Annotated in this window: 22 protein-coding genes; 13 read left to right on the forward strand and 9 right to left on the reverse strand. The window is 42.2% G+C overall.

Going from position 1 to position 21,614, the window contains the following annotated elements; translation table 11 throughout:
• Positions 1 to 86: 86 nt before the first annotated feature.
• On the reverse strand, positions 87 to 371 hold the full coding sequence (locus ACR5KR_RS06085; protein ID WP_174708855.1) for a peptidase: 285 nt from the start codon (positions 369 to 371) through the stop codon (positions 87 to 89).
• 481 nt (positions 372 to 852) lie between these two features.
• Here ACR5KR_RS06085 and ACR5KR_RS06090 point away from each other — a divergent pair, with 481 nt between their 5' ends.
• The gene (locus ACR5KR_RS06090; protein ID WP_445627322.1) at positions 853 to 1,347 is read left to right on the forward strand and encodes a DUF4363 domain-containing protein; all 495 of its coding nucleotides are present in this window, start codon (positions 853 to 855) and stop codon (positions 1,345 to 1,347) included.
• 463 nt (positions 1,348 to 1,810) lie between these two features.
• Here the strand turns inward: ACR5KR_RS06090 and ACR5KR_RS06095 are convergent, their stop codons facing one another.
• Positions 1,811 to 2,032: a hypothetical protein gene (locus ACR5KR_RS06095; protein ID WP_445627321.1), complete on the reverse strand. Its 222-nt coding sequence runs from the start codon at positions 2,030 to 2,032 to the stop codon at positions 1,811 to 1,813.
• A 168-nt stretch (positions 2,033 to 2,200) separates the two neighbouring features.
• On the opposite strand from ACR5KR_RS06095, the gene ACR5KR_RS06100 reads away from it, so the two are divergent.
• Complete coding sequence (locus ACR5KR_RS06100) at positions 2,201 to 6,724, forward strand: NB-ARC domain-containing protein (RefSeq protein ID WP_448265833.1); 4,524 nt, start codon at positions 2,201 to 2,203, stop codon at positions 6,722 to 6,724.
• 347 nt (positions 6,725 to 7,071) lie between these two features.
• Here the strand turns inward: ACR5KR_RS06100 and ACR5KR_RS06105 are convergent, their stop codons facing one another.
• Positions 7,072 to 7,431, reverse strand: coding sequence for a type II toxin-antitoxin system RelE family toxin (locus ACR5KR_RS06105; protein ID WP_448265834.1), 360 nt, complete (start codon positions 7,429 to 7,431; stop codon positions 7,072 to 7,074).
• Positions 7,431 to 7,676, reverse strand: coding sequence for a hypothetical protein (locus tag ACR5KR_RS06110; RefSeq protein WP_448265835.1), 246 nt, complete (start codon positions 7,674 to 7,676; stop codon positions 7,431 to 7,433). The genes ACR5KR_RS06105 and ACR5KR_RS06110 overlap by 1 nt, the downstream gene beginning before the upstream one ends.
• A gap of 259 nt (positions 7,677 to 7,935) precedes the next feature.
• Here ACR5KR_RS06110 and ACR5KR_RS06115 point away from each other — a divergent pair, with 259 nt between their 5' ends.
• From ACR5KR_RS06115 to ACR5KR_RS06150, 8 genes are all read left to right on the forward strand, one after another.
• Positions 7,936 to 8,178 (forward strand): hypothetical protein, encoded by a 243-nt coding sequence (locus ACR5KR_RS06115; protein WP_448265836.1) that lies wholly within the window; start codon positions 7,936 to 7,938, stop codon positions 8,176 to 8,178.
• A gap of 142 nt (positions 8,179 to 8,320) precedes the next feature.
• Positions 8,321 to 8,716: a hypothetical protein gene (locus ACR5KR_RS06120; protein WP_229471082.1), complete on the forward strand. Its 396-nt coding sequence runs from the start codon at positions 8,321 to 8,323 to the stop codon at positions 8,714 to 8,716.
• A 161-nt stretch (positions 8,717 to 8,877) separates the two neighbouring features.
• Positions 8,878 to 9,933, forward strand: coding sequence for a BMP family protein (locus ACR5KR_RS06125; RefSeq protein WP_448265837.1), 1,056 nt, complete (start codon positions 8,878 to 8,880; stop codon positions 9,931 to 9,933).
• Between the two features lie 247 nt (positions 9,934 to 10,180).
• Positions 10,181 to 11,674, forward strand: a complete 1,494-nt coding sequence (locus tag ACR5KR_RS06130) for an ABC transporter ATP-binding protein (protein ID WP_448270104.1) — start codon at positions 10,181 to 10,183, stop codon at positions 11,672 to 11,674.
• Between the two features lies 1 nt (position 11,675).
• Positions 11,676 to 12,251 (forward strand): zeta toxin family protein, encoded by a 576-nt coding sequence (locus tag ACR5KR_RS06135; RefSeq protein ID WP_448265838.1) that lies wholly within the window; start codon positions 11,676 to 11,678, stop codon positions 12,249 to 12,251.
• Positions 12,244 to 12,453 carry a hypothetical protein gene (locus tag ACR5KR_RS06140; RefSeq protein WP_445627314.1) on the forward strand — a complete coding sequence of 70 codons (210 nt, stop codon included), beginning with the start codon at positions 12,244 to 12,246 and terminating at the stop codon, positions 12,451 to 12,453. The genes ACR5KR_RS06135 and ACR5KR_RS06140 overlap by 8 nt, the downstream gene beginning before the upstream one ends.
• An 87-nt stretch (positions 12,454 to 12,540) precedes the next feature.
• A complete protein-coding gene (locus ACR5KR_RS06145) occupies positions 12,541 to 13,581 on the forward strand; it encodes an ABC transporter permease (RefSeq protein ID WP_448265839.1) in 1,041 nt (346 codons plus the stop codon).
• Between the two features lie 151 nt (positions 13,582 to 13,732).
• Positions 13,733 to 14,671, forward strand: a complete 939-nt coding sequence (locus tag ACR5KR_RS06150) for an ABC transporter permease (protein WP_448265840.1) — start codon at positions 13,733 to 13,735, stop codon at positions 14,669 to 14,671.
• 33 nt (positions 14,672 to 14,704) lie between these two features.
• Here the strand turns inward: ACR5KR_RS06150 and ACR5KR_RS06155 are convergent, their stop codons facing one another.
• Positions 14,705 to 15,310, reverse strand: a complete 606-nt coding sequence (locus ACR5KR_RS06155) for a DUF4276 family protein (protein WP_448265841.1) — start codon at positions 15,308 to 15,310, stop codon at positions 14,705 to 14,707.
• Positions 15,307 to 16,461, reverse strand: a complete 1,155-nt coding sequence (locus ACR5KR_RS06160; RefSeq protein ID WP_445627311.1) for an AAA family ATPase — start codon at positions 16,459 to 16,461, stop codon at positions 15,307 to 15,309. The genes ACR5KR_RS06155 and ACR5KR_RS06160 overlap by 4 nt, the downstream gene beginning before the upstream one ends.
• Positions 16,462 to 16,648: 187 nt before the next feature.
• Between ACR5KR_RS06160 and ACR5KR_RS06165 the strand changes: the two genes are divergently transcribed.
• Genes ACR5KR_RS06165 through ACR5KR_RS06175 form a run of 3 tightly spaced genes read left to right on the forward strand, consistent with a single transcriptional unit; the run spans position 16,649 to position 18,935 of the window.
• Positions 16,649 to 17,407 carry an ATP-binding cassette domain-containing protein gene (locus ACR5KR_RS06165; protein WP_448265842.1) on the forward strand — a complete coding sequence of 253 codons (759 nt, stop codon included), beginning with the start codon at positions 16,649 to 16,651 and terminating at the stop codon, positions 17,405 to 17,407.
• Complete coding sequence (locus tag ACR5KR_RS06170; protein ID WP_445627309.1) at positions 17,404 to 18,036, forward strand: ABC transporter permease; 633 nt, start codon at positions 17,404 to 17,406, stop codon at positions 18,034 to 18,036. The genes ACR5KR_RS06165 and ACR5KR_RS06170 overlap by 4 nt, the downstream gene beginning before the upstream one ends.
• Positions 18,036 to 18,935 (forward strand): glycine betaine ABC transporter substrate-binding protein, encoded by a 900-nt coding sequence (locus ACR5KR_RS06175; protein WP_448265843.1) that lies wholly within the window; start codon positions 18,036 to 18,038, stop codon positions 18,933 to 18,935. Before ACR5KR_RS06170 ends, ACR5KR_RS06175 begins: the two co-directional genes overlap by 1 nt.
• 25 nt (positions 18,936 to 18,960) lie before the next feature.
• Here the strand turns inward: ACR5KR_RS06175 and ACR5KR_RS06180 are convergent, their stop codons facing one another.
• The 3 genes from ACR5KR_RS06180 to ACR5KR_RS06190 all read right to left on the reverse strand — a co-directional run bounded on the left by ACR5KR_RS06180 (position 18,961) and on the right by ACR5KR_RS06190 (position 21,572).
• Positions 18,961 to 19,590: a Uma2 family endonuclease gene (locus tag ACR5KR_RS06180; RefSeq protein ID WP_445627307.1), complete on the reverse strand. Its 630-nt coding sequence runs from the start codon at positions 19,588 to 19,590 to the stop codon at positions 18,961 to 18,963.
• Positions 19,591 to 19,715: 125 nt separating this feature from the next.
• Positions 19,716 to 21,206 (reverse strand): MBL fold metallo-hydrolase, encoded by a 1,491-nt coding sequence (locus ACR5KR_RS06185; RefSeq protein WP_448265844.1) that lies wholly within the window; start codon positions 21,204 to 21,206, stop codon positions 19,716 to 19,718.
• 195 nt (positions 21,207 to 21,401) lie between these two features.
• Complete coding sequence (locus ACR5KR_RS06190) at positions 21,402 to 21,572, reverse strand: hypothetical protein (RefSeq protein ID WP_448265845.1); 171 nt, start codon at positions 21,570 to 21,572, stop codon at positions 21,402 to 21,404.
• Between the last annotated feature and the right edge of the window lie 42 nt (positions 21,573 to 21,614).

Consider the following 21,614-nt stretch of genomic DNA (forward strand, 5'->3'; position numbering starts at 1 on the left):
CTAGTACAGTTCGGCGTAAATTAGTTACCCATTTGAAATGTCTAAAACCCTTACACAATGGGAATTACGAATTACGAACTCTTAGTTTAATTATTAGGGTTTTGCCGAGTTTTTTTACCAAATAAACCAGACATATTTAATCCTGTCACCAACAATCCCAGAAGTCCTAATCCATTCAAAATTGGGTAGATTCCTTGCAGATGAAAGATTTCGCCTGTATGGATACTTAACAGGAAGCTAGCTGGAACTCCTATACCAATAGACCACTCGCGGACAAAGGTTGTTAATATTCCAGTCAGCACGGTTAACATCAGTGGCACAGATAGGATAATGCCAAGGATGCGATGATACTTACGAAATGAACGTTTCATGGTCTTTTTCCGGTAGTAGAAACTTTTTCCCAATACGCTAATGTAGGCTCAATATCACCTGAAATGCAAATGAAATGAGAAAAATCGAGTTTTTTACCTTGATAGCATTAATATTTGAATGACAAAAATATTAGGTAATATTTTTGTTGATAGTCAGCGTAAAATATGAACGCTAGTACCAGTCGGCGGAAAAAAACCTAATATTTCATTACAGCTAGAAAGCCCAAAATGAAAGACTTTTGACCCTTCGACTGCGCTCAGGGTCAAGGTTGAGCGAAGCCGTTGGCGCAGCCTCTCGCAGAGAAGCCTTGATTTCCGCTTTGCGGTACTAGTAGTATGGCAACCCAAAAATGCGCTTGTGAGGGCTGGGGAAAGGGTAAGGGATTTAAAACCTTTCCCCTTTCCCCTTTGCCCTTTACCCCGCCAAGTTCACTTGGCGAACTACTAGTCTACACAAACGAGTTTTGATGAGGAGTTTAGAATGAATCGTTTTAATCCAGTACTAATAGTTGCTGCAATCAGCATGATGACTTTGGTTGGATGCAATAAGGCTGAAGAACCTACTGCACAAACGCCACCTGCTGGGAGTTCTATCTCTGATACAACAGCCACTCCGGCTGCGACAACTACCCCTAATGCAGTAGCCACTCCGGCTGCGACAACCACCCCTAATGCAGCAGCCACTCCGGCTGCGACAAGCGAATTTCAAGGTCTACAAGGTGTCGTTACCAATACTAAGGCCGCAGTTCAGGCGGGAGATTTTACCAAAGCTAAAGGGGAATTTGATAAATTTGAAGATTTCTGGTCAAAGGTTGAGGATGGAGTGAAAGCTAAATCTCCCACTACCTACAAAGAAATTGAAGATAAAGCTGATGAGATTAAGGCAGGACTGAAAGCTTCCGCACCAAATAAACCGAAATTGTCAACAGCTTTAGGGGTTCTTAACAAGGATGTCACTAGTGTAGCCAAGCCTTAAGAGCCAAATACATAGACTGAGTATTTGTTGGCTAGTTTGCTAGTAGTACGTCAAGTTGAATTTGATAGATAAGCAAGTTTGTAGTAAGGACTTTAGTCCTGATTATTTTAAGCACTAAAGTGCTTACTACAAGCTATCAAAATTAACTTAGACATTAGACTTATTGCATAAGTCGGAAAAAGGGAAAGGGGGAAGGGGAAAAAGGTACTGCAAAAGTCGCCTTCCCCTTTAACCTTTACCCTTTTCCCCCAAGAGTGCAAAAGTGCTTTTTGCAAGAGGTCTATTGTACACCCCTTCTTTGCTTGCGAAGATGTGAGACAAAGCGTAACTTTGATGGGATAGGGTTTTTCTGGTTTGGAAGTTATGAGAATGGCGATCGCACTTCCACTATATGCTACTATCTCTGATAAACTGCGTAGTTTACCGCCGTCGGCATCGCCTCTGCTTAACACAACCTACCATTTCATCTTTTACTTTTGAGCTTTGGAGAATCGTTTTTCTCCCTTTTATCCTGCAAGCTGCGAATTTTAACCAGCACTGAAATATATTGTTGAGTCATCCAAATCAACGCCTCAATGGATGAGTTACCTTGGTCAATTCGGCTTTTAGCTTGTAGACCAATTAAGAATACTTGCATTGCCAGCAACAAACCAATGGTTTTACCGAGAATTTGACGGACTTGCATTTGATTATGCCCCAAAGAGTTGATAGATATAGGTTCTCTTTGGGGTTGTGCCCTGATGCAAATACCCTAAACTTGCTGAAAATGCCTTAGAATCTGGATTACATGAGTTTGGGGTGGTAGTTTCAATCTGGGGTAGCCCCAAATTTCTTACTCAATTTTTTGGATGTAATGCCACGAATTACCTATGGGCCTCAAATTCAAAAGCGAGTCAAGCGTCTCTTAGAAGCGTTGCTTTGTTTTGCCGATGGAGAATTTGAAGACGCTAACTTTAAAATTGAGTACGACTGGAAAGAAGCAGACAGTGCTAACCCCAAGCTGACTGTGCAGACTACCTTAGTCACATTGGAGTTGCTGACGCAAAAAGATAAATATTCTGGCAAGTTAACTAAAGCGCAAATTCGAGAAGCGCTGAATTTGCTCAAGGATTTTTTGAAGATTCTGGAAGATAACCGTCTCCAAACTCAGGGTGTTGAGGAATGGCACTTTACACTCAAGCTATGGTCAAGAGATAGGGGAAAGAACTTAAAACGGTTTGATGAGGCTTGGGAAAGTAGTAGACCAAAGAAATCGAAATTAAATAACCCCTCTCCAAACCTCTCCCCCACTCTTCGAGAGGCTTTGAATGTTCCCCCTTCCCTTGTAGGGAAGGGGGTTAGGGGGTTAGGTCACACAAGTATATTTCAAGCGCCACCTTTACCCACATACTTTGTAGAACGTCCAGAGTATAGCGATGATTTAAAGACTCGTCTTTTAAATGATTCATCGGCTGACAGTCGCACTTTAGTAATTACTGCAATTCACGGTTTGGGTTCGGTGGGCAAATCTACTTTAGCGGCGGCTTTAGCCCATAATGCAGAAATACAATCTCGTTTTTGTGATGGCATTCTTTGGGCAACATTAGGTCAACAACCCAATGTGCTGGCTTTACTTAGTGGCTGGGTGCAAGCACTAGGAGACTATAGCTTTAAACCGACAAGTGTAGAAGCAACTTCTATGCATTTGCGGACTCTGCTTTATGACAAAGCTGTGTTGCTGGTGGTGGATGATGCTTGGAATACCGAAGATGCACGAGCATTTAATTTTGGTGGTGCCCGTTGTCAAGTTTTAGTAACTACTCGTGAAGGTCACATTGCCGATGCCTTAGCAGCTAGCATCTACAGCCTGGATATAATGAAACCAGACCAGGCAATGGAATTGCTGACGAAGAAATTAAGACGCGAGATTACTGGCATAGAACGTCACTCAGCAGAAAATTTAGCCAAAGGTGTTGGTTATCTCCCCCTAGCATTGGAACTTGCAGCCGCCGAAGTTGCCTGTGGTACGACTTGGAATGAACTGTTGGCAGATATTCAGCAAGAAGTAGCCAGATTAACAAGTTTTGACCGACCGGAAGCCGAAGAAATTACTGATGAGGCTAGTTTAAAACGCCTGAGTTTAACGGCATCATTAAATTTGAGTGTCAAGAGAATGCCACCAGAAAAGCAGCAGCATTTCTCTTGGTTAGGGGTATTGCCGGAGGATGTCAACATTAATAAGATGATGGCGGCAACGCTGTGGCAGATGGATAAGCGTGATGCTGCCAAGATGTTGCAATATTTACGGAATAAAGCATTGCTATTAACAGGAGTACCGCTTGCTGATGGTATGCCTACCTATCGCTTACATGACTTATTCCACGATTTAGCTTGTAATTTGTTAACTGCTCCCTCACAGCCAAAGCGCCCAGGAGATTTGGCTGGGTTGGGTTTAAACCTTGCTGATGTTCACGCTGGTTTGTTGGAGAAATATCGGCAGAAAACCCAGAATGGTTTATGGCATACTTTACTCGATGATGGTTACATTTATCAGCATTTAGTTTGGCATTTGGAAAAGGCTGGACAGTTAGAAGAGATTCACCAGTTATTGCGGGAAGAGTCTGCAACTGGAAGCAATGGCTGGTATGAAGTGCGAGAACAATTGGCACAAACTGGCGGTTACATCACAGATATTTCTCGTGCATGGAAATTAGCAGAAGCGAATCGGACTGAATCGACAATAAGCTTGCAGTGTCGTTATGCTTTGATTACTGCATCGATGAATAGTTTGGCAGCTAATCTAGCAGCAAATCTACTGGTAGCGTTGGTCAAAAAAAAGGTGTGGACTGCTGAACAAGGACTAGGTTATGCCCTGCAAAAACCAGAATCACAAGAGAAAGTCAATTCGTTGGCAGAACTAGTCAATTATTTGTCACCAAATCTTCAAAAATTAGCACTCCAAAAAGCCCTTGCTGCTGCCAGGGCGATTCAAGATGATGATTCTCTTGCCAAAACCTTAAGTGCCTTATCTGAGAAACTGCCACCAGAGTTATTGCAAGAAGTCCTTGCTGTTGCCAAGACGATTCAGTCTGAGAAATATCGCGCCGATGCCCTAAGCACATTAGCGGACAAAGTACCATTAGATTTGTTGCCACAAGCACTTGCCGCAGCAAAGGCAATTCAGTCTGAAAAATATCGCGCCGAAGTCTTGTTTGGATTAGCGGATAAACTACCATTAGATTTGTTGCCACAAGCACTTGCCGCAGCAAAGGCAATTCAATCTGAAAAATATCGCGCCGAAGTCTTGTTTGGATTAGCGGATAAACTACCATTAGATTTGTTGCCACAAGCCTTAGAGGTAGCTAGGACGATTGAGGATCAGAGGTATTATGCCCTTGCCTTAAGTACATTAACTGATAAACTGCCCTCAGTCTTACCACAAGCTCTAAAGGCATTAAGGGCTATTTGGTATGAGGAATATCGCGCTGAAATCCTGGGGATATTAGCTAATAAACTACCACCAGAGTTATTGCCACAGGTTCTAGATGCGACAAGGGCGATTCAGGATGAGTTTTATCGCGTCAAAGTCCTGAGCGTATTGGTCGAGAAAATACCAGAATTGTTGCCAGAAAAACTCACTGCTGCCAGAGCAATTAAAGATGAGTATGATGGCGACGAAGTTCTGTCTACATTAAGCGATCAGCTGCCACAAGTTCTAGAGGCAGCAACGGCAATTGATGATGAGTTTTATCGCGCTAAAGTCCTGATAACATTAGCCGACAAACTACCACTAGAGTTGTTGTCACAATTGCTAGAGGCGGCAAGGACGATTCAGGATGAGTTTTATTGTGCTTATGCCCTAAGTGGATTAGCCGCCAAACTGCCACCAGAGTTGTTGTCACAATTACTAGAGGCGGTAAGGACGATTCAGAATGAGTTTTATCGTGCCTGTGCCCTTAGAGCATTAGCGGACAAACTACCACCAGAGTTTTTGTCACAAGTAGTAGAACTAGCAACGACAATTCAGTCTAAGAGCAGTCACGCTAATTTACTGATATCATTAGCGGACAAACTACCACCAGAGTTGTTGTCACAAGTAGTAGAACTAGCAACGACAATTCAGGATGAGTTTTATCGTACCAAAGTCCTGATTGCATTAAGCGATCAACTACCACTAGAGTTGTTGCTAAAACTCTTAGAGGCTGCAAGGTTGATTCAGGATAAGAGCGATCAAGTCGAAGCCCTGATTGCATTAGCTGACAAACTGCCAGCAGATTTGTTGGCAAAAGCACTCGCTGCCGCTAGGGCAATTCAGTCTGAGTCGGCTCACGCTAATTTCCTGATAGCATTAGCCCACAAAGTGCCACCAGAGTTTTTGCCACAAATCCTAGATGCGGCAAGGGCGATTCAGGATGAGCGTTATCGTGCCGAAGCCTTGAGTGCCTTAGCTGAGAAACTGCCAGAGTTGTTGCCAGAAGCCCTTGCTGCTGCCAGGGCAATTCAGTTTGAGTCGAATCGTGCCAAAGCCTTGAGTGCCTTAGCTGAGAAACTGCCAGAGTTGTTGCCAGAAGCCCTTGCTGCTGCCAGGGCAATTCAGTTTGAGTCGAATCGTGCCAAAGCCTTGAGTGCCTTAGCTGAGAAACTGCCAGAGTTGTTGCCAGAAGCCCTTGCTGCGGCCAGGGCAATTCAGGATGAACATTACCGTGCCGAAGCCTTGAGTGCCTTAGCTGAGAAACTGCCAGAGTTGTTGCCAGAAGCCCTTGCTGCTGTCAGGGCGATTCAGTTTGAGTATTATCGTGCCAATGCCTTGAGTGTCTTAACTGAGAAACTGCCAGAGTTATTGCCAGAAGCCCTTGCTGCTGCCAGGGCAATTCCGTTTGAGCGTTATCGTGCCAATGCCTTGAGTGTCTTAGCTGAGAAACTGCCACCAGAGTTATTGCCAGAAGCCCTTGCTGCTGCCAGGGCGATTCAGGATGAGCGTTATCGTGCCGAAGCCTTGAGTGCCTTAGCTGAGAAACTGCCACCAGAGTTATTGCCAGAAGCCCTTGCTGCTGCCAGGGCGATTCAGGATGAGGATTATCGTGCCAATGCCTTGAGTGCCTTAGCTGACAAACTGCCAGAGTTATTGCCAGAAGCCCTTGCTGCTGCCAGGGCAATTCAGGATGAGCGTTATCGTGCTAATGCCTTGAGGGCCTTAGCTGAGAGTTTGTCACAAATGCCATCTACGGAACTTTTCCCCCTTTGGCAAAATACACTTCATGAGCTATCCCTTCGCACTCGTCGTGATTTGCTGCAAGATATCAAAGCATTGTTTCCAGTTATCTTTGCATTAGGTGGCGAAGCAGCAACGGTAGAAATTGCTCGTGCGATTGTGGATGTGGGGCGATGGTGGAAATAATTTGTAATTCGTAATTCGTACCTCGGCTTCGCTCGGCAACCTAATTCGTAATTTAAGAGAGTTAGATTTAACTTGCATCTGTAGCCTGATTTTGGTCAATTGGTATAAGGGGATGCAGGATCTATAGTTTTAAGCGAAGTGCGATCGCCTTTTACAGCTACTCAACCATCAAGCATGTATCGAATTTACAAACTCTCTCTGGTGTCGATGAGTGAGCGATCGCAATTAGTCATAAAATCATCACCAGAAATTGTCTAGACTGTCGATGAGCGATCGCCTATATTGGTCTTTCCTACAAAATACTAGGCGATCGCGTTGACGTTGAGCATCTCAAAACTAATACCAATTCAATTAATGATTGCAACACATCCTTGGGGAAAGAAAGACGCGATGAATCGCGTCTCTACAAGTGGTCTATTTGTTGCATTTTTTTTCAAATTGGTATAATTTTTTCTATAAACATCTTTCCGATGCTTGCACTGCAAAATTTGTATGAGTTGACTTTCATCATCAATTTCATAACGAACTCTATAATCACCTATCCGAATACGATACTCGTTATCAAAACCTTTTAACTTGACAATTCCATCGGGACGTGGTTCCAAAGCAAGATATTGGATTTTCTCAATAACATGCAGAGCTATATCATTTGGTAAGTTATCAATCTGCTTTTGTACCGACTTGGAAATAGCGATCGCATAACTCATTATCTCTGCTCTGAGCGGTTAGCAAGATATTCATCTATCGTCACAGACTCACCATCGCTATACTCAGCGCGAACTGTTTCAATTTCTGCCAGTGTTTCTGCATCGTCTTCGTACAACGCTTCTTCGGCTTCAAAAATTTGTTGCTCAATTAACTCTTGAAGTTGACGTTTTTCTGTTAAATCAAGAGAAGATATTGCTTCTGCTAAAGTTTCTAAGGAGAGTTGTAGTTTAACAATGGCTGGCATTTTTCTCCTATTGGGTGTATTGTTTCGCATTTTGACACCATTATGCTGATTTTAACAGTTATATTTTTGTCAAGCTGAAAGTCTTTGAGTTGTGTTTCAGGACAAATGCATCTAAATTTCGTGCTTGTGTGGTATGGCGTAGTAATTGGATTTGTCTAAACTGCGATCGCCTATATCGGTCTTTCTGACAGAATAAAGCGATCGCTTACAAGATTTTTGCCTACCCACTCCCCAACTTACGGGAGCAGCTACAGAACTTATGGGAGCAGCTACAGAACTTGTGGGAGCAGCTACAGAACTTGTGGGAGCAGCTACAGAACTTGTGGGAGCAGCTACAGAACTTGTGGGAGCAGCTACAGAACTTGTGGGAGCAGCTACAGAACTTGTGGGAGCAGCTACAGAACTTGTGGGAGCAGCTACAGAACTTACGGGAGCAGCTACAGAACTTGTGGGAGCAGTGTCCCTTAAAGTTTTGATGAAGCTTAGACAATTATCTATATAAATACCAATATCTAGTAATAAAATTCCGAAAATTTACTGCTATAACTTGAAAAATTTATTACAAAAACTGCGAGTTTTGCTGAACCAGAATGCAGTTTAATTGAGGCAAGCTAGCTCTATAAGAATTTTAAAGGAGTAGTTTTATGTCTCGTAAAAAACGCACATCCCGCATTTTAGAAAAAGCTCAGTTAAGATCCGCCGGACTGAAATCGATTGTTCCAAGCGTCAAATTTGATGAAGATTATAGTCTAGAAAAATTAGTTGAGTCAATCGACCAGTTACGCAGCAAAATTGATGTTTATAATACTGCTCTGTCTGTAGTTGACTCTTCTAAAACTGAAATTGAAGAGATGGAAAAAAACTTGAGTCAACTTTCTGAGAAGATGCTGATGGTGGTTGGTATCAAGTACGGCAAAGACAGCCGCGAATATGAAATGGCGGGTGGTGTTCGCTATAGCGATCGCATCCGCAAAATCAGATCGAGCCGCTTGAAAAATGTTGCAGAACAAGCATCTGATGAAAATGCTAAAACTGCATAAAATGCAATAGACGCGATGAATCGCCGTGTGTACAAAAGACTAATTATTGTAGAGACGGCGATTTATCGCGTCTTTAATAAATCCCAGAGAAATTGTTTCCAAAGTACCACCTCCGATTTTAGAGTGTTGAAATAACTCAAATAGCTATCTGAAGGCGAGATATGACAACAAACTTTAGTCGGCGTGAATTTATCTTGCTTGGTTCAGCAGGGTTTGGTACCAGCTTCCTGCTGCAAGCTTGTAGTAATCAAACGCCACCAACAGCGATAACAAAGGGTGGTGCTGAAGGATTTAAAATAGCGATCGCTCTCCCTGGAGTGATTACCGATAAAGGCTGGAATCAATCTGGTTATGAAGGAATCAATCTAGCAAAACAAAAGTTAGGCGCCCAAACCGCCTATGTCGAAAAAGTAGCACAAGCAGATCAAACAGAAGTATTAACAGATTTTGCTCGTAAAGGCTACAATCTCATCTTTGCGCATGGCGGACAATTTGATGCCGCAATTGAACAAGTCGCTTCACAGTTCCCCAACACATTTTTTGTGGGAGTAAATGGTAATCTCAAAGCTGAGAATATTGCTTCTTTACGAATAGATCACTTACAAGCTAGTTATTTGTGCGGCATTATCGGTGCTTCTGTGACTAAATCTAATAAATTAGCTTATATTGCTGGAGAGAAGTTTCCTGCTACTGAGGGAGAACTGCGGGGATTTGAATTAGGCGCAAAGTCTGTTAAACCAAATATCCAAATTACCTCTACTTTTACAGGTGATTGGAATGATGTTGCTAAAGCTAAAGAAGCGACTCTGGCATTAATTTCTTCCGGGGCTGATGTCATCTATCAATGGTTAGATAATGCCTCAGCCGCAGTTTTACAAACAGCAGGTGAAAAAGGAGTATATGCTTTTGGTAACACCAAGGATCAATTAGATGTTGCACCAAAAGCTGTTTTAACCAGCGCTGTCAAACGCTTAGATTTAGCTATTGCTTACATAGCAGAATTAGCTAAACAAAAACAAATCAAAGGACAAATATATACAATTGGTTTAGAAAGAGCAGAGATATTATTTTTAGGGCAATTCGGAGCAATCATACCGGAAGCAGTTAAGCAAAAGGTATTGAATGCAAAGCAAGAGATTGTTAATAAAAAAATCGTTTTTGAAGATTGCAAAGAGGCTGGTAAGGATACGCGCTGTGTGAAGAAAGCAACAACGTAGGTTTAGCAGACTATATTAAAAACAGGAATAATTGTCTTTGTAGAGACGGCGATTTATCGCGTCTGTCTAATGCGCCAGTATTTTAGACGCGATGAATCGCGTCTCTACAATGGGGGCTTATCCCTAAAAACTGGATCTGACTTGTGTGTACACCTTAGCTTTACCAAGGGGAGGGGTTGGGGGTGGATGTTAGGAAATTTTGCAAGAGGTATACTACAGTCCTCAACGAACTATCAGTTTTGTGAACATGAACTATTTACGCTTACAAAATATTACCAAACGCTTTGGGTCTTTTGTTGCTAACGACAATATCAACCTCTCTGTTGCATCTGGAACTATTCATGCAATACTAGGGGAAAATGGCGCAGGTAAGAGTACTTTAATGAATATTATTACTGGACTCTATCAACCTGATGCTGGTGAGATTTATCTTCAAGAACAACCAAGAAAAATTCCCTCACCAAATGAGGCAATTAAATTGGGCATTGGCATGATTTACCAACACTTCATGCTTGTACCGCAATTGACTGTTACAGAAAATATCATCTTAGGGATGGAGAAAACCTGGCGGTTAAATCTACAAGATAAACAGCAAGAAGTTGCCGCCTTATCCCAAGCTTACGGATTAGAAATTGACCCCACTGCCAAAGTTGAAAGTTTATCTGTTGGGGCACAACAACGCGTAGAAATTCTGAAAGTTCTCTACCGTCGAGCAAAGTTGTTGATTCTTGATGAACCTACAGCAGTTTTGACACCGCCAGAAGTAGAATCATTGATTGCTATTTTGCGCCAATTAGCAGCCGCAGGGAATACAATCATTTTTATCAGTCATAAATTAGAAGAGGTAATGAATCTCTGTGATTCAGTCACAGTTTTGCGTCAGGGAAAAGTAGTAGGAACAACATCAACTGAAGCGGCGACACCTCAGCAGTTAGCAACATTGATGGTAGGACGGGAAGTAGCTTTACAGTTAAATAAAAGTCCGACATTACCAGGAGAAATCATCTTATCGGTGCAAAATTTACAAGTTACTAATGAAAGAAATATTCTTGCTGTAAATAACGTATCTTTTGAACTGCGGGCGGGAGAAATTTTAGGAATTGCTGGTGTCGATGGCAATGGACAGCGAGAATTAGCTGATGCGTTGGCAAAGCCCGTCGCAGACATCGCTCTTGTGCGAACTATTAAACAGGGTAAAATTGAGTTTAAGTCCAAACATTCTTCAGTGGGCTATATCCCAGAAGATAGGCAGACAATGGGATTGGTGTTGCAATTTAGCATCGCCCAAAATTTGATTTTAAAAGCTTTTAAATATCTGCCATTTTGTCGCCGTTTTTTGTTACAACCAGAAGCGATCGCAAATCGTGCCCAAGCTGCAATGCAAGAGTTTGACATTCGGGCGAATAGCATTGATATCAAGGTAAGTCAGCTTTCGGGAGGAAATCAACAAAAAGTGGTGTTAGCGCGAGAACTGGCGCAAACACCAGCTTTAATTATCGCCATGCAACCCACCAGGGGGTTAGATGTCGGCGCGACACTAGCCGTGCAGTCTCGAATCTTAACAGAACGCGATCGCGGTGCCGCAATTTTGTATATTTCTACTGAGTTAGAAGAAGTGATGGCGATGAGCGATCGCATTGCTGTAATCTACAGAGGTGAGTTTGTGGCTATTTTGGATGCAGCTACGGCGAAGGTAGAAGATATTGGTTTGTTGATGGCTGGGGGCACACCCAGAGAGTAAAATGCCGAGTCTTTATATCATCGGTGGTGCAAATGGTTCAGGAAAAACCACCGTATCGATGAGTTTGTTACCAAATTTTCTAGACTGTTTTGAATACGTAAATGCAGATGCTATTGCTGCTGGACTATCTCCATTAAATCCCGATTCAATGGCTATAGAAGCAGGAAGATTAATGATTATGCGATTGCGGACATTATCTAATTCCGGTAGTGATTTTGCTTTTGAAACGACGCTAGCAGCTAGAAGTTTTGCACCTTTTATTATTGATTGTAAAGCAAAAGGCTACACAATTAACTTGATATACTTTTGGTTACAAAGCGTTGACTTAGCAGTAGAACGAGTAGCAGCAAGGGTTGCTAGTGGTGGACACTCGATTCCAGAATATGTTATTCGTAGACGCTACCAACAAGGGCGAAGAAATTTGATTTCTTTATACTTATCTTTGTGCGATCGCTGGATTATCTATGATAACTGTAACAATGATACTAAGTTAGTAGCTGAGTATTGTCGTGGTCAACAACAAGTTGTTTATAAAAATGCAATTTGGAATCAAATCAGAGGACAGGAAAATGGCTGAACAAGAATTAGAGCTTTTATCAAGCAAAATTGATGCTGGAGTCAAAGCCGCAATTGCAGCAGCGATTGAAAGACATCGTAAGCTTGGGCAATCAATTAGTATTATGCAAAATGGTAAGGTTGTGACTTTAACTGCTGATGAGATTGCAGCATTTCAAAATCAGCAGAACACTCAAAACAAAATTAACCTGATAGATGTCTGATGAATTGTTCAATTTGATTCAACTTTGAGGAGTGAATGAACTGCATAAAAAATCATATCTCCAAACCTAAAGATCGCAAGTAATCGCATGAAATTCCTGTTACCAATCCTATCACCGCTAATTGCCATTGCCTCCGCCCTGATCGTCGGTGCTATCCTGATGCTAATTGCTGGGGCAAATCCCATCACTGCATACAGCATCTTATTTCAAGAATCTCTCTCTACCTACTTTGGATTTGGTAACACCCTCACCAAAATGACACCGCTATTGTTCGCTAGTTTAGGCGTATTAATAGCATTGCGGGCTGGGCAATTTAATATCGGTGGAGAAGGACAAATTTATCTGGGTGCGTTGGGAAGTACTTTAATTGGGTTATACGTGCAAGGATTACCTGCGGTGATTCATATCCCCTTAGCACTTTTAGCAGGATTTTTCTTTGGTGCAGTTTGGGGTTGGATTCCTGGTTATCTCAAAGCAATGCGTGGAGTAAATGAGGTAATTACTACATTGTTGCTCAACTATATCGCCGTGAATTTAGTTAGTTACCTCGTCCAAAACCCATTAATGGCAACAGGTGCGCCTAGTCCTTATTCGCCATTAATTGCTAAGACATCGCGTTTGCCAATTATATTACCCCAAAGCCTGGCCCATGCTGGTATTTTATTCGGTTTAATTGCCGCAGGTATTTTATGGGTATTGTTAGTGCGATCGCCTCTAGGTTATCAAATTACAGCAGTGGGATTTAACCCAATTGCCGCCCGTTATGCCCACATATCAGTTGAACGTACCATTATGCTGGTGATGGCTGCTGCGGGTGGTTTCGCTGGGTTAGCTGGAAGTTGCGAGGTGATGGGGTTGAAATATCGGCTATTTGAACAAGTTTCCCCAGGTTATGGATTTGATGCCATTGCGATCGCTTTTTTAAGTCGTGGTAGTGTAGTCGGTGTAGTCTTAACTTCTTTGTTTTTTGCAGCGCTTCGCAGTGGTGCAAATGTGATGCAGCGTAGTGCAGGTGTCCCGGTAACTGTAGTTTACGCGATTCAGGGGTTTATGGTGTTATTTATTGCGATCGGTTTGGCAGTCGAAAGAGAAATAAGAGTAAAAACGCAAAGGGACGCAAAGGTTTAACGCAGAGGAACACAAAGAAAACTCTGCAATACTTTGCGCTTCCCTCTGCGTTCCTCTGCGTTTAAAAAAAATACTACCAATTCAATTAATGATTGCAACATATCCTTGGGTAAAGACGCGATGAATCGCGTCTCTACAATGGTATAACTCTATGGATAATCTCAACTTCTTCTCTGATTATTTAATAGCTACCTTACGTTTAGCCGTCCCCTTAGCATTTGCAGCCCTTGGAGGATTGTACTCGGAACGATCGGGGGTGTTAAATATCGCTTTAGAAGGAATGTTGCTTACAGGTGCTTTTACTAGTGCTGCTGCCACTTTCTACACCGGCAATCCCTGGCTTGGTATCCTTGCATCCTTGATTGCGGGGGGATTAGTCGGACTACTCCATGCTATTTTGTGTGTAACTTTGCGTGTCGATCAATTGGTATCTGGGCTAGCAATTAATCTTGTCGCAGCTGGGTTAACATCGTTTTTAGCTCGATTAGTGTTTAATGGCAGTAGTACGCAGCAGTTACCTGGAATTGGGACAATTATGATTCCTGGTTTAGCTAATATTCCCCTGATTGGGCCGCTACTATTTCAGCAAGATATTTTAGTACATTTCTTATTTATCTTAGTTATTTTAACTACATACATTTTATTTAAAACTAGCTTTGGGCTGACATTGCGGGCAGTGGGTGAATCTCCGAAAGCTGCTGACACGGCAGGAATTTCCGTACCATTTGTTCGTTATATCGCTGTAGCGATCAGTGGCACTCTTGCAAGTTTAGGAGGTGCTTATTTAACTCTGGTACAAGTAAGATTTTTTGCCGAGGGGATGAGTGCAGGTAAAGGATTTATTGCGATCGCCGCATTAATTTTTGGCAGATGGCATCCTTTTGGTAGTGCTTTAGCTTGTTTGCTGTTTGGGGCTACAGAAGCTTTACAACTGCGAATTCAGGCATTAGGGGCAAATATCCCTTACCAATTTTTAGTCATGCTACCTTATGCGATCGCTTTATTGGCATTAGTGGGTAAGCTGGGGAAATCTACACCCCCGAAAGCTTTAGGTACTCCCTACTTTGGCGAAAATCACCACTCAGACTAATTTAACGCGAGCCGTTTAATTGAGGCAGTTCAGTCATGGAATCAAATCAATCTCACAAAGAGACAGAATAGTATTCAAAAATTCCTTTAATTCAGCACACAGATTGACTGCATCCATTAGATTATTGTTTTTTAAAATCTTGGCAGCATCGCGAGTTTTACTATAACTGCGTTTTTTACCTAACTCGAATATTTCTTTAATATGATATGACGGAGGTTTATTGTGATTCACCTGCTCAGGTAATCCCCTTGGTGCTGACTTATTATGTCCAGCCAATTTTTGAATAGTTGGCCAAAAAGGTAGTAGCCAAGCTTCAAAATCATACTGCGCTGCATGGGGATAAAAATTTGGGTTATTCCCCACCCACATTTTCATTTTTGCTTTAGCATCTGCTGCATCTTGAAAATCATTGGTTCCTGTATAAACATCTGTTAGTGCAATCACAGCATTGAAAGCATCTCTCCCTGTCAGTAAATTCTCAACCTTACGCCTGAGTTTTTCTTCTTTGGGAATCCGACCATCATCAGGTATAAACTGAAGTTTAGGCATTTTTTGTTGCAAGCGCGACTTCAGGAAATCTCGTAAAATCGGCTCAAAAGCTTTTTCTGTTGCACCCTCAACTAAAATTGCTATTCTCATGGACGACCACCGATTAAGTTCATCGCCCAAATTTGATCTAAACTATAATCTTCTAGCCATTTTTCTAAATCAAAAAAGTCACCCCAATTCATAGTTGTTAAACCATCCTCAGAATCACAAACTAGAACTTCTTCAGGTTTTAAAAATTTTATTAATCTATCTGAATGGGTTGCCACAATTAGCTGAGTTCGTTGGGCAGCTTCGCGCATTAAATCAGCTAATAGTCTTAATAATTCTGGGTGTAAACTGACTTCTGGCTCATCAATAAGAGTGACAGCAGTTAAATCTGGACTTTGCAGCAGTGTTACTAACCAAAGAAATCGTAAAGTCCCCTCTGACAACTGGTGCATATAAAGAGGCTTAGAAAAATTTTTGTCTTTCCAAGTCATTGCTAAAGTTCCTGCTGCTACTGGCGGAAACGATAAACGCTCAAAATCTGTAAATGCAGCAGCAAGGGTATCTTCAATAATTTCAAATCGTTCTGAGTCAGTTTCTCGCAAATAATAAAGACAGGAAACTAAATCTTCTCCATGAGAACCTGGTAAGGTCACTGGACGCATTGATTGTGGTAAACGAACTGGGCTTTTAGGAGCAACATTTAATGCTCCATAAAAAGTGCAAGAAGCTAATCTTTTTCGCAGATTTTCTGGCTCTTGGTACATTTTGGGAACTTGAGCAAGAGAAGTTTCTAAGGGATTATGATCCCAATTTGGGCGCAATAGCTTTTGATCTTCTGTATTAAAATATTTAACATCTAAACCACGAGAGTCAATGTGTTTAAAGGGTTCTGATGCATGGCGATCGTTTTGTTGAGTAAGTGTTTCTAAAGCAATTTCATATGCTAACCCTTTAGGAGCAACTTCTAGCGAGTAGTCGAGTGGTGCATAACCAGGCACACTCATGGACAAGGAAATTGTTATACTTCTAGCTTGATCGCGCGTCATAATATCACCCAGTCCACCCAATTCGGAAATTTTGGTTCCTAGTTGAGCATTTGCTGATGCTGCTAAAAGTGAAAAAATTTCTAACAGAGAGGTTTTACCTACACCATTAGCACCAATCATCACCGTCAGGGGTCGTTCATGCATATCAACTTGTACATTATACAAGCGACGATATCCTTGAATTGTTATACTTTCAAACGAGTTCATAATATAGTTATTACCAACTGTTGTACCTATTGCTTTCTACTGTCTGTACTTTCCGATCTTTTCCCTACTGTAAAGCCTTAAGGCAATTCTTAGCAGTAGCGCCAAAATCTGAATAGGTCAACGCAGGCGTTAGCATAATAGCAAAATCAACAAATAATGTGATATATGCCTATACCAAAAGCCACTCATGCCGCAAAATAACCAAACCGCCATCGAATTCCGCGATGTCACCCTTAGCCGCAATCATCGCCCATTGGTGTCAAACCTCAATTTCACCATTCGCCAAGGAGAAGCACTGGTATTACTTGGGCGCAGTGGTAGCGGTAAAACCACGACAATGAAGTTGATCAATCGCCTATTTACACCTACACAAGGCGAAGTTTTATTTGATGGTATTCCCACAACTGAATGGGATGAAATTAAACTGCGGCGAAAAATTGGTTACGTCATTCAAGAAATTGGTTTATTTCCCCATTTCACTGTCGAACGCAATGTTGGTTTAGTCCCGTCTTTAGAAAAGTGGCAACCGAAACAAATTAAAATGCGGGTTTATGAACTGTTGCAATTGGTAGGCTTAGAACCAGCACAATTCGCCACACGTTATCCGCACGAACTTTCGGGAGGACAAAGGCAAAGAGTCGGTGTAGCCAGGGCTTTAGCAGCAGATCCGCCGGTGTTGTTGATGGATGAACCCTTTGGCGCACTCGATCCAATTACGCGCCTCGAACTGCAACAAGAGTTTCGGCATTTGCAGCAAGAGTTAGGCAAAACAGTTGTTTTCGTCACCCATGATATTCAAGAAGCCTTTGTGTTGGCATCGAGAATTGGTTTAATGTCTGGCGGAAAATTGATAGTATTGGGGACAAAAGATGAATTTATGCGATCGCAACACCCAGAAAGCCTCGCCTTTCTCGAATGTCTGCGTTCCCTGCAAGATACTTTATGAAAAATTTCTTCCTGGTTAAGTATGCCCCAGAAATTCTTCAGCATACTCTAGAACACCTCTTTTTAGTAGGCATCGCCATTGGAATTGCCATCCTTGTAGGCATTCCATTAGGTATTTTAATTACACGTAAAACTTATCTCCGTCAACCAATTCTTGGCATCGCGAATATTTTCCAAACTATTCCCAGTTTGGCGCTGTTTGGCTTACTCATTCCTATTCCCATAATTGGCGGCATTGGTGCAGTACCAGCAATTGTTGCCCTGATTGTATATTCTTTGCTGCCGATAATTCGTAACACTTACACAGGTATAACTAGCATCGATCCAGCTATTCGAGAAGCTGGGAGAGGTATGGGAATGACAGATAGACAATTGTTATTGCAAGTTGAGATTCCCTTGGCAATGGGAGTAATTTTAGCAGGTGTGCGAGTCGCAACAGTAATTGCCATTGGTATTGCAACTATTGCCGCGGCAATTGGGGCTGGTGGTTTGGGAGTATTTATTTTTCGCGGCATATCAGTAGTAAACGATCAGTTAATTTTAGCTGGTGCAGTTCCGGCGGCAGTAATTGCATTATTGGCTGACTTTGTAATTGGCTGGATAGAGAATAAATTAAAAATTAAAAATTAATGAAGAGATTTTTCACACTTTGCTTTTTGAGTTTTGCCTTGTTATTGGCGATCGCTGCCTGCACGCCGAATTTAAATAGTAGTAGCAGTGGTAATATAGTTGTTGCTTCCAAAGATTTTACCGAGCAAGATATTTTAGGTGAACTATTAGCACAGCAAATTGAGGCGACAACTAATTTAAAAGTAGATCGTCGCTTCCGTTTGGGTGGTTCTTTTATCTGTCATAGTGCGATTACTTCTGGAAAAATTGATGCATATATTGAGTACACAGGCACATCTTTTACTGGAATTTTAAAGCAAAAAGCAATTAATGACCCTAAAGAACTTTATCAGAAGTTAAAACAAATTTATGCCCAGCGATTTAATTTAGAAGTCATGCCAACCTTGGGTTTTGAAAACACTTTTGCGATGATTATCCGGGGTGAAGATGCCAAGCGTAACAATATTCAAACTCTCTCCCAAGCTTCTCAATATACACCTCAGTGGCGCGGCGGTTTTGGCTATGAATTTTTGGAAAGGGAAGATGGTTTTCCGGGATTAGCTAAAACCTATGGGTTACTTTTTGCTAAACCTCCCCAAATTATGGACTTGGGTTTAGTGTATCGTGCTTTGATTCAAAAACAAGTAGATATGGTGGCGGGTAGTTCCACAGATGGGCAGATTTCCCGCTTGGATGTAGTGGTGCTAAAGGACGATAAAAAATATTTTCCTCCTTATGAAGCTGCACCAATTGTTCGACAAGAAACTTTAAAAAAATATCCCGAATTAAGAACAGCGATCGCTTCCCTCGCTGGCAAGATTTCAGCAGATGAAATGCGGCAATTAAACTATTTAGTTGAAGGAGAATTACGTAATGTTAAAGATGTTGTCCAGGAGTTTCGGAAATCGAAGGGATTATAATAATTCGTAATTCGTAATGACGCTCTTACTGTTGTCCATGTAAATAGTTCCTTAACCACTTAATGACTTCACTTGTTGTTTGTTCATTAGCTCTTTGGAGACATTGCTGCACAATTTCTCTGACGTTAGGAAAGTAGCTGCTTTCTGTAAGTGCATAACTTTCTCCCTGCAATCGATAAATTAATAACCGATTATTCTTTAATATCCAAACTTCTGGCACTCGATAAGGCAAGAAATCATTAACGTCAGTGTAGCTTGTCACATCTATTTCAATTGCTAAATCTGGTGGTGGATCTGACTCCCAATTAATTCTTTTTTTGCCTACTACTGCTCTGGAATTTTCAATATAAAAGCAAAAGTCTGGTTCAATACCACTAATTTCTGGCAAGCTCATGGTAATGGGCGTAAATGATTCGTATGCACGGTTTAAATGATCCAGCAAAACCTTAGCAATATCTGCTAGCAAACTCGCATCTCTTCCATGCTCTGGTAGCGGTGCCATCAGTAAAATTTCTCCTTTGCGATATTTAATGCGAGGCGAGGAGCGATCGCCTAGTTGCTGACTCAATACTTGATAGTCTTTCCAATCTCCCAAAAGCTTCAACACTGCGCCAGGTGGTAACTCGATTCTTTCTGGTGTAATTACGGTATCCATAGCTAGCTCACATTTTAGATATTGGCACAGACGCGTTGGCAAAGCCTCTCGTAGAGAAGCGGCTTGTCGCCAGACATCGCATTACATCAAGGATAACGCTACCTGAATCGATTTTTGGAATAACTTTAGTTGTCAATAATCATAGAATATGGCCAAGATTGGTTTTGAATTACTTGCGTATCCTCTTGGGCAAACGCAAGGGCATCTCCAGGGCGAAGCAAGCAAATCGGTACAGGAGAAGCGATCGCTCCATCTTTGCGGGTTCCAGAGCGCACAGTTGCTACCTGGCAAACATGCTCTGGGGTTGGATCGACTGCCATAATGTGTGCTTGCGATCCATCAAGACAAGGGCCAAGACCGCGCTGCCAATACCAAGGCGCACCGCCATCAGAGTACGGTACAATTCGTTTGGCATTCCAAATTTCCGCTACATCAATTAAATCATCGGCATCGCACATCATCTTTTGGCGGACTTGCCAGCTGTTCTCCGGCACAAAAGGAAGATAGCGAGCGACTGATGAAAAGAGATACTGAATCGGATACAGTCCAAAACCTCGATATCCACCAAATAAAGTATCAAGAAAACCATAACGCTCTAAGGCTACGGCTGCGAGTTTTTTGACATCTCCTAGACAGTCACTCCCTGAATCTGCGGTGAGCGCAACACGGCGATCGCAATACTCAATCAGGTAAGTGTTGCCCTCATTGCGAATCTCTGGGTGGAGGGCTTGAGCAACCGTTGGCTGTTCCCCGTAGAAGGGCAGGGCAATCACTCGCATTCCACCAATTCGAGTTTCGTCAAACCAGCGTAATGTGTGAATATTCTCAAATCCAAGCTGACGCAGCCGCAACGCCATATCAATTGCCAGTACAGATTCTCGCTTCACTTCGGGAACAAAGATTGGTGTGTTAGCAACAACTCGCAACAAGGTTCCTAAATCAAAATGATCGGGGTGAGAATGGGTGATAAATACTGCATCGGGTTGTCCCATTTCCTCTAAGCTGAGGGGTTGGTAGTTTGGCGGATAAACTTCAGACTTGGGTAACAGAAATGGATCGAAGAGAATGCTAAAGTTGCCATCACTGAGCCGGAGGGTGGAGTGACCGACAAAAGTGGCTTGGCCTAGTTGCGGCTTGACGGATAATTCGTTGACTTCAACCAGTGCGCCATAATCACCCAATGCGTTCCATAACTCGCGAGCAATGGTTGTAGTTGGAGCATTACTTCCTTGTTGCCATTCTCCCAGATACAAAGCAAGCTCAGATAGGAGATTGGAAGATAATTTTGGGATGACGATAGTTTCGCCAATATTGCGTTCCAGCTCAAGGGCAACGGGTTTAACGGCTTTAGGATCGGGATATAGCCAATCTTCCAAAAGGATATTAGGACGCTGATACAAATCCGCCAGACCACCCGAAACCATTGTCTGTGCCAGTAATTCACGCGCATGAACCACCACATTTGCAAGACCATATCGACTACGGTGTGCTGTGATGCTGGCGCAGTAGCGACGGATGGTGTTGTCACATTGTCCAGTCACAGCACTACCAAACTTGGTTTCGTCCTGATAGATGAGTTGAAATTTAATGTTGCTGCTTAATCTTTGACGTATCATAAGCAAGTTAATAATTAAAAATTAAAAGTCTACAATTTAAGATTAGCCCTGATCTAAAGTACCTTAGGTGTACACACAAGTACCTTAGTTGCATCGACCTGTTCGGTTAAGCAAGAGACGCGATAAATCGCCGTCTCTACAAAGAATTGATTGTTGTAGAGACGGCGATTTATCGCGTCTTTGTTATGTAGAATCTCAATCAAAAAACCTTAACCAAACTGTATTGGCATCGCCCTGCACCGTAGTTGCATTGCCCTGCACCTTTGATGCATTGCCCTGCACCTTTAATGCATCGCCCTGCACCTTTAATGCATCGCCCTGCACCTTAGTTGCATCGACCTGCACCTTAATTGCATCGACCTGCAAAAATTAATTTACCCTACGTTACACAGTAACTCTAAAAGATTT

It is taken from the genome of Nostoc sp. DSM 114159, from assembly GCF_053470285.1.

Coding starts and splice junctions, on each gene's coding strand:
- ACR5KR_RS06085 (WP_174708855.1), bottom strand. CDS start 371: ATGAAACGTTCATTTCGTAAGTATCATCGCATCCTTGGCATTATCCTA.
- ACR5KR_RS06090 (WP_445627322.1), top strand. CDS start 853: ATGAATCGTTTTAATCCAGTACTAATAGTTGCTGCAATCAGCATGATG.
- ACR5KR_RS06095 (WP_445627321.1), bottom strand. CDS start 2,032: ATGCAAGTCCGTCAAATTCTCGGTAAAACCATTGGTTTGTTGCTGGCA.
- ACR5KR_RS06100 (WP_448265833.1), top strand. CDS start 2,201: ATGCCACGAATTACCTATGGGCCTCAAATTCAAAAGCGAGTCAAGCGT.
- ACR5KR_RS06105 (WP_448265834.1), bottom strand. CDS start 7,431: ATGAGTTATGCGATCGCTATTTCCAAGTCGGTACAAAAGCAGATTGAT.
- ACR5KR_RS06110 (WP_448265835.1), bottom strand. CDS start 7,676: ATGCCAGCCATTGTTAAACTACAACTCTCCTTAGAAACTTTAGCAGAA.
- ACR5KR_RS06115 (WP_448265836.1), top strand. CDS start 7,936: ATGGGAGCAGCTACAGAACTTGTGGGAGCAGCTACAGAACTTGTGGGA.
- ACR5KR_RS06120 (WP_229471082.1), top strand. CDS start 8,321: ATGTCTCGTAAAAAACGCACATCCCGCATTTTAGAAAAAGCTCAGTTA.
- ACR5KR_RS06125 (WP_448265837.1), top strand. CDS start 8,878: ATGACAACAAACTTTAGTCGGCGTGAATTTATCTTGCTTGGTTCAGCA.
- ACR5KR_RS06130 (WP_448270104.1), top strand. CDS start 10,181: ATGAACTATTTACGCTTACAAAATATTACCAAACGCTTTGGGTCTTTT.
- ACR5KR_RS06135 (WP_448265838.1), top strand. CDS start 11,676: ATGCCGAGTCTTTATATCATCGGTGGTGCAAATGGTTCAGGAAAAACC.
- ACR5KR_RS06140 (WP_445627314.1), top strand. CDS start 12,244: ATGGCTGAACAAGAATTAGAGCTTTTATCAAGCAAAATTGATGCTGGA.
- ACR5KR_RS06145 (WP_448265839.1), top strand. CDS start 12,541: ATGAAATTCCTGTTACCAATCCTATCACCGCTAATTGCCATTGCCTCC.
- ACR5KR_RS06150 (WP_448265840.1), top strand. CDS start 13,733: ATGGATAATCTCAACTTCTTCTCTGATTATTTAATAGCTACCTTACGT.
- ACR5KR_RS06155 (WP_448265841.1), bottom strand. CDS start 15,310: ATGAGAATAGCAATTTTAGTTGAGGGTGCAACAGAAAAAGCTTTTGAG.
- ACR5KR_RS06160 (WP_445627311.1), bottom strand. CDS start 16,461: ATGAACTCGTTTGAAAGTATAACAATTCAAGGATATCGTCGCTTGTAT.
- ACR5KR_RS06165 (WP_448265842.1), top strand. CDS start 16,649: ATGCCGCAAAATAACCAAACCGCCATCGAATTCCGCGATGTCACCCTT.
- ACR5KR_RS06170 (WP_445627309.1), top strand. CDS start 17,404: ATGAAAAATTTCTTCCTGGTTAAGTATGCCCCAGAAATTCTTCAGCAT.
- ACR5KR_RS06175 (WP_448265843.1), top strand. CDS start 18,036: ATGAAGAGATTTTTCACACTTTGCTTTTTGAGTTTTGCCTTGTTATTG.
- ACR5KR_RS06180 (WP_445627307.1), bottom strand. CDS start 19,590: ATGGATACCGTAATTACACCAGAAAGAATCGAGTTACCACCTGGCGCA.
- ACR5KR_RS06185 (WP_448265844.1), bottom strand. CDS start 21,206: ATGATACGTCAAAGATTAAGCAGCAACATTAAATTTCAACTCATCTAT.